Annotated in this window: 5 protein-coding genes and 2 pseudogenes; 1 reads left to right on the forward strand and 6 read right to left on the reverse strand. The window is 56.7% G+C overall.

The annotated features are described in order from the left end of the window. A pseudogene (locus tag AC1D06_RS41400) lies at positions 1 to 610 on the reverse strand (helix-turn-helix transcriptional regulator); the annotation flags it as partial. A 267-nt stretch (positions 611 to 877) separates the two neighbouring features. Here AC1D06_RS41400 and AC1D06_RS41405 point away from each other — a divergent pair. Next, positions 878 to 1201 (forward strand): hypothetical protein, encoded by a 324-nt coding sequence (locus tag AC1D06_RS41405; protein WP_477991272.1) that lies wholly within the window; start codon positions 878 to 880, stop codon positions 1199 to 1201. A gap of 303 nt (positions 1202 to 1504) precedes the next feature. Here the strand turns inward: AC1D06_RS41405 and AC1D06_RS41410 are convergent, their stop codons facing one another. The 5 genes and pseudogenes from AC1D06_RS41410 to AC1D06_RS41430 all read right to left on the reverse strand — a co-directional run. Then, positions 1505 to 2614, reverse strand: coding sequence for a helix-turn-helix transcriptional regulator (locus tag AC1D06_RS41410; RefSeq protein WP_477991274.1), 1110 nt, complete (start codon positions 2612 to 2614; stop codon positions 1505 to 1507). Between the two features lie 181 nt (positions 2615 to 2795). After that, a complete protein-coding gene (locus AC1D06_RS41415; protein ID WP_477991276.1) occupies positions 2796 to 3968 on the reverse strand; it encodes a helix-turn-helix transcriptional regulator in 1173 nt (390 codons plus the stop codon). A 16-nt stretch (positions 3969 to 3984) separates the two neighbouring features. Next, positions 3985 to 4431, reverse strand: a complete 447-nt coding sequence (locus tag AC1D06_RS41420) for a hypothetical protein (protein WP_477991277.1) — start codon at positions 4429 to 4431, stop codon at positions 3985 to 3987. Positions 4432 to 4619: 188 nt separating this feature from the next. Next, a complete protein-coding gene (locus AC1D06_RS41425) occupies positions 4620 to 5927 on the reverse strand; it encodes a hypothetical protein (RefSeq protein WP_477991279.1) in 1308 nt (435 codons plus the stop codon). Positions 5928 to 6055: 128 nt separating this feature from the next. After that, positions 6056 to 6188, reverse strand: a pseudogene (locus AC1D06_RS41430) (IS630 family transposase); the annotation flags it as partial.

Here is a 6188-nt window from a genome sequence, read left to right on the forward strand (position 1 = left end):
CGGCATTGGCGTGAATCAAGGCGTTGTTGTGATCGACAAAGGCTATTCCGACGGTAAAGTTTTCCAGTACCGACGCAAATGTCGCGGCTTCGATGGTCTTCAACTCCAGAACTTTGCTGATATTGACGGCGCGCCGTAGATGAGGCGCAAGGATTCTCAGCCCCTCCAGCTCGGCCTCGCTGATGTCTCCGGCAGATTCGTGACGCCCGAGGGAAAGATTGGAAATCATCGTTGGACTGCGTTCGAGTGCGATTGCGACCGCATCGGTTATGGCCTGTGGGCGAACCCAGTTCTCATAATATGGATTTCCCGGTCGTTCATGGTAGAACTGCAGATGCGAGTGGACGATCGGCTCCTCAAGCGGGTATTGCTGGATGCGAAGCGGACCGCCCCAGAGATCGGTTGCGGCCGTGAGATCATAATCGAACATTCGGCTCAGCCAGACGTCATCGACGCCGACCACGGCGCCCAGGATCACTTGGCCGTCGAATCCGTTGATAGCCAGTATACCGTTGTGGAAGTTGAATTCCCGGCGGATGCGGTCTAGCACCTCCCGCCACTGCGAGGGAGCAAGGACACAATCGTAGATCGCGCCGATCAGTTCGGCCATAGGAACCGCCGACAATTCAAACCGCTGAGCCGTCATTCAAACCATATTGCACTTTTCCATCATCGATCCAAGCCTATATCGCGATCATCCACCGTTCGGATGATGCGCCGAATCTGAAAGTCTGCGATGTTGGATTCTTGTCGACTACAAAACTTGGTCTCCGATTGAGAAACTGCGCTGTCGCCTTCGTGCACGGTTCGCCATACCCATCTGTCTGCGAGCGGAGAAATATTGATAATCATGAAAATAAAGATGTAGGAGGTAGCGATGGCGCGCGTTAAGTTCGATGCTCTTTACTCAACAGGCGATCCCAATTTCACCGGACAGTTGACACTCGACAGACACAACAAAACGCAAGCGGAGTTTTACGACCCGRATTCCCAAAATTCATTTGTCCTCACGGGCCATTATTTTACCCACAAAGACGGCGAGATTGTCAAAGGCACGAATACCAAAATTGAGTTCGAGGACAAGTTTGGCAACCACTACCTGACGATATCGGCTCTACATTTAAAGACGCATCATCTTTCAGGCGCATCGGTTTTCTCCGTAATGAAGCAGATCATTGCTGCCAGATTGACGATACAGTGAAGGCCAGCTTCGGCGCGAAGGAAAGCCGCCGCCAACGCCTTGCTCACTTGGGCGTTTCCATCTTGCGTCCTGTTGCTGAACTACAGCGTCACCCTATTCGAGGGTAGTTGGCAGCGTCGTCCACCGTTCGGATGAGATCTGGTGCTCTTAAGGAGCCGTATCCACGTCGAAAGATCGACGGGAGATCACTGCGTTGCTGCTGCAGCATGTCGCCCGAAAGTGGTTTTCTGGTTTCGAGACAACGACATGCGCAAAAACAAAGGATAAAGTGCGTCACCTGAATCAAGTTGAATGCGACGCGCTTTAAAACGTCAGAGACAAAGACGCGGCAAGCTTGACAATATCGACCTGGCGTTTGCATCCGGTCTTCTCGAACACGCGCAGGAGATGGGTTTTGACGGTGCTGAGTGCCAGACCCAGGCGATTTGCGATTCGGGTCGGAGGCTCCCCAGCCGCGATCATTTCGAAAATCCGGGATTCGGCCGGCGTGAAGCCGTAAAGCAAGGCAATTGCGTCCGTTGGCATCCATGCCGCCGCCGCTGGCGCAATGAAAAGCGCTGCCGTCGGGCGCAATGCAAGGTTCTGATATGCGATCTCGCGCCGGAGCGGCATGACGTGGACCACCGCGGGCGTGCCATCTTTCCGCATTGCCGGAATACCTACGCCGCGCGTTCCGGCGGTGGGGTCGCCCGCCGCAGCCTTGCGCACCGCTTCATCCAACGCTGTGGTGGCGGCTTCGAGCGGAAGGGCAAGCCGACCAGCGTTCAAATAGAGTGGGTCCTTCGCCGCCAACATCGCATGGGCTGCGGCATTGGCGTGAATCAAGGCGTTGTTGTGATCGACAAAGGCTATTCCGACGGTAAAGTTTTCCAGTACCGACGCAAATGTCGCGGCTTCGATGGTCTTCAACTCCAGAACTTTGCTGATATTGACGGCGCGCCGTAGATGAGGCGCAAGGATCCTTAGACCTTCCAGTTCTGCCTCGCTGATGTCGCCTGCAGTTTCGTGACGCCCAAGGGCAAGATTAGAAATCATCGTCGGACTGCGTTCGAGCCCGATTGCGACTGCATAGATTATGCCCTGCGGACGTGCCCATTCCTGGAAGTAACTGTTGGTGAGGAGAACCTTGGCGGTTGCAACATGAGATTGGACGATCGGCTCTTCCAGTGGAAATTCCTGGATACGAAGTGGTCCGCCCCAGAGATCAGTCACAGCCGCACCATATTCCAGCATTCGTCCCAGCCAGTTTTCCTCGACGCCCACCAGGGCGCCGAGCATCGCATGGCCGTCGAATCCGTTGATAGCCAGTATGCCGTTTTGGAAATTGAACACCCGGCAAATCGTCTCGAGCACGGCCTGCCATTGGGATGGAGCAAGGACGCAACCGTAGATCGCGCCGATCAGTTCGGCCATAGGAACCGCCGACAATTCGAACCGCTGAGCCATCATTCAAACCATATTGCACTTTTCCATCATCGATCCAAGCCTATATCGCGATCATCCACCGTTCGGATGATGCGCCGAATCTGAAAGTCTGCGATGCTGACTTCTTGTCGACTACAGAAACTTTGCGTGCGCGATCTGCCGTGCGAGCCTAGAGGGGCATCGAAAGTGACGTGGCGAGCCGCACGAGATCGACTTGGCGCGTGTAGCCGGTCTTTTCGAACACGCGATGCAAATGTGTTTTGACCGTGCTTAATGCCAGCCCCAGTTTCAGCGCAATTTCGCTTTGCCTCTCGCCATCCACCAGCATTTCGAAGACGCGGGTTTCGGCGGGCGTCAGCCCGTACAACAGTGCGAGGGCATCGGCGGGCATTTGCGGGGGAGCGGCGGCCGGCGACGCGAAGATCGCAGCAGCCGCACGTTGCTCGGCATAGCGGTCATATTCGGAGCGCAGCAATGGCATGACATGCAGGACCATTGGCGCTTCATCGTCAAGAGATACCAGAATACCAGCGCCGCGCGACAGCAATGTCAGCGAACCAGTCGCGGTGTTCCGCACCGCTTCCCTCAACGCTTCCGTGGCGGTTGCCTGCGGCAGGACAAGCCGATTGTCGTTTAGCGTGAACGGGTATTTGGCCTTCAGCATCGTCGCCGCGGCGGCGTTCGCGTGGACAAAGGCAGTTTCTTCATCGACGAGCAGGATTGCCGAATTGAACGTCTCGAGGGTCGAGACGAATGTGGCGGCTTCTATGGTCTTCAACTCAAGAACCTGGCTGATCGCAAGCGCCCGTCGCATATGCGGCGCCAGCATCCTCAGGCCTTCTAGTTCCACGTCGGTGACCGGCCCGGCCGACTCGTGCCGTCCCATGGTGAGGTTGGACGCAGAGTTCGCGGCGCGTTCGAGGTTGATCGTGATGGCGTCGCCGATACCTTGCGGCCGTACCCATTCAACAAAATACCGATTGCTTTCCCGATCATAGTCGGGCATCGCGCGAGACTGAACGACGGGTTCCTCGAGGGGAAGTTCGTTCAGTCTATCCACGCCTCCCCAGGCATCTGCGGGCGCCGTTCCATAGTCTAGTATCCGCGCCAACCAATAGTCATCGACCCCAACCGCGGCGCCAAGAAGCATTATTCCCTGATATCCGGTCACCGACAGTGCCGCGTTTTGAAAATTGAACTCGGTCCTGATCGCTTCGAGCACTTCCGTCCATTTTTCAGGCGCAAGAACACAGTCGTATATGGCGGCGATCAGGTTGGAGATGCTTTGCGCTGAATATTGGTATTGTCGGACCAATAGAACCTCCGAAATCAGGGTGATCATCAAGCCTTTAAATTAATCAAGCCTTTAAATTAAATGAAGCGCTGGCCGCGGCTGCGCCTGAAAACGTTTCCGGCGGAAATTTAAACACTTGAAAAGGCGACCGAGATAGGCGGCAACTTGTCGCAGGGCGATGTGCTGACGCCTCGCCGTCAAGATGGTCGCTGTGAAACGGAACCGAAGGTTGGAAATCTTCGTTTGTCGAATGGTCGATCCGCACGTCTTTCGAAATGAGCGTGTCCTCGTCGTTGAATACGAGCCAAGCGTTATGAAGATGCACGTGTCCGGGTGCCAACAGCTTAACGCCGATCAGTCCGCCGGCCTTGTCGCCGGACTTGACCGGGCCGTAGAGATCAAGCCTGTTGTGTGCCTCGGTATCGTCTTCGAGGACCGCCACGCCATTGGCGGAGATCGAAAACCGCTGGCTTCGAGCGTCCAGAGCGCACTGGACGTGTCGATCTGCCATTGTTCGGTTATCGGGGAACTGATCGTCTCCGGCATTTCCGGCTCTCGCGATGGAAAGGTTGCGTCTTGCTCGCCAATACCGACGGACAACGGGCATCTCGGACTGCGCCCCGCCGTTGACCAGGCTGGGTTGGTGTAGCCTGCCGCAAGCCGCTTCGCGTCCACCTTTCGGATAAGGTTTCCTGCGGATCAAGCCTCGGACCAGAAGGGGTTGACCTGATAGTGGAAACTGAAGTCGTCCGCAGTCAGTGTCGATGCATCCACGCCATGCAGGATGGCGCGGACGCGGAAGCTGTCATTCTTGGTGAAACCGATCCAGGTATCGTCGCCATGCTGTTCGATGCGAGCGCCGTCATAGGAGGTTATGCCGCTCGCGTCGGCGAAGGCCAGCTTGTCCTCGCCTGCTGTAAAATCCTGGGCGACACTTTTGAAATGGGCAAAAGCGAACGTGTCGTCGCCTGCGCCGCCGATCAGCGTGTCCAGCCCACCCCTTTGGACGCTTGCCAGCACGTCATTACCGGCGCCGCCGTTGAGCAGGTCCTTGCTCGGGCCCGCATAGATGAGGTTGTCGGCGTCGTTGCCATTGCCGAAACCGTGTTTGTGCACCGAGCTGACGAACAACCACTCAAAATTGTCCTGTAGCGTATAGCTGGAATCCGCCCAGATCGCGTCCGTGCCGCCATCCTGTTGCTCGACGAGCGTCGCGCGGGGCTTTCCGGCGACTAGGTGATAGATGTCGTCCCCGGCGCCGCCGGCGATGGCTTGATCGAAACGTGCGCTGCCGTCGATTGTGAAATCGTCATTGCCTTCGCCACCGTCGACAGCACCCGTCACATGGCTGCTGCTGTAGAAAAAAGCGGCATCATCGCCTCCGCCTAGCAGGATCGAACCATTGATATGGCCGGAATTGTCCAATTTCAGCACGCCGTCGCCGCCTGCGACCGCAACGTCGCCTGAAATCGTGCCAAGATTGAAGATGACGGCAGTGGTGCCGGAGACGCCGGCCGCCGAAATGCCGACATCGACGCCGCTGATGATACCGTGGGCCTGGTTGTTGACGACGGCATTGTCGAGCTGCATGCCGGTCGCGCCGGAAATCTCACCATGGTTCGTTATCCAGGGAAATCTCGATCGCACGCCGTTGGTTATCGTATCCTCGGTGACAATGCCGGTTCCGGTAACGTCGATGGTCCCCTTGTTGAGTACTTTATCCAACCGGCCGACCAGGTGGATGCCGGTTTCGGTATCGATCAAAGCGCCCTTCTCAAGACGCACATGTGTCCGCGAGCCGTCGAGCTCGAGGCCAACCGACCCGTTCTGCTCATCGCCGGAGTGAACTTCGCCGTGAAGGTAGATGGTATTGCGCGACTGAGGGCTGTCTTCCAGGATCGCCACGCCATTGGCGGAAATCGAACCGCTGTCTTCGAGCGTCCACTCGGCATTCGAGCTGTCGATCAGCCATTGTTCGGTTCGGTCGGAACTGATCGTCTTGGGCATATCCGGCTCCTTCTATTGAACGGTTGCGTATCGGTTTGCGAATTCGGGCGAACACGGGCCTTGCCGCCGCGTGCTTTGCAAGAGATGGGGCATTCTATCGTGTCGCAACTAGTACCTCTGCACAGAGATTATGACTCTTTGGCGATTGGGTTTGGGTATGCTTTGGCAAGTTTGGCGCGGGCTTGCTCGGTTGAGAACATCCATTTGATGCGGGCTCCACTTTGATTGCGTCGGTGTTCCCAAGCGGCGACTTCGGCGATG

It is taken from the genome of Rhizobium sp. P2_G2, assembly GCF_056403555.1.

Excerpts from the sequence above, each read along its gene's own strand:
- AC1D06_RS41410 (WP_477991274.1), bottom strand. The coding sequence starts at position 2,614 with ATGGCCGAACTGATCGGCGCGATCTACGGTTGCGTCCTTGCTCCATCC.
- AC1D06_RS41415 (WP_477991276.1), bottom strand. The coding sequence starts at position 3,968 with ATGATCACCCTGATTTCGGAGGTTCTATTGGTCCGACAATACCAATAT.
- AC1D06_RS41420 (WP_477991277.1), bottom strand. The coding sequence starts at position 4,431 with ATGGCAGATCGACACGTCCAGTGCGCTCTGGACGCTCGAAGCCAGCGG.
- AC1D06_RS41425 (WP_477991279.1), bottom strand. The coding sequence starts at position 5,927 with ATGCCCAAGACGATCAGTTCCGACCGAACCGAACAATGGCTGATCGAC.